Source organism: Paenibacillus farraposensis (genome assembly GCF_020736845.1).
GTDB classification, from domain to species: domain Bacteria; phylum Bacillota; class Bacilli; order Paenibacillales; family Paenibacillaceae; genus Paenibacillus; species Paenibacillus farraposensis.
The window spans coordinates 1-232 of sequence record NZ_JAFFQR010000074.1 but is presented as its reverse complement, the minus strand read 5'-3'; the positions used below and the strand labels follow the sequence as shown (position 1 = coordinate 232).

The 232-nt window shown below is 47.8% G+C and carries 1 protein-coding gene; it reads left to right on the top strand.

What is annotated here, in order from left to right; genetic code table 11:
* Nucleotides 1-18 precede the first annotated feature (18 nt).
* The coding region (locus JO375_RS12600) for a hypothetical protein (RefSeq protein WP_229524811.1) at nt 19-232 on the top strand (214 nt) is incomplete at its 3' end.

Sequence of the window (232 nt, the reverse complement as noted above, 5' to 3'; positions counted from 1 at the left end):
AGAGGGAATCGTCTTACAATGGAAACGGAGAGAGCTCCGCATACAAAGCCGAGGGAGAACAGCTTTGACGATCAGAACCGATTGACGCAGGTCAAGATCGGCGGAAAGCTCGTAGAGTACCGATACAACGGGGATGGATTACTGACAGACCGTATACAGGATGGCATTCATACCCGATACTACTATGATGGAAACAGTGCGCAAATCATAGCAGAAGCTACGATTGAAAATG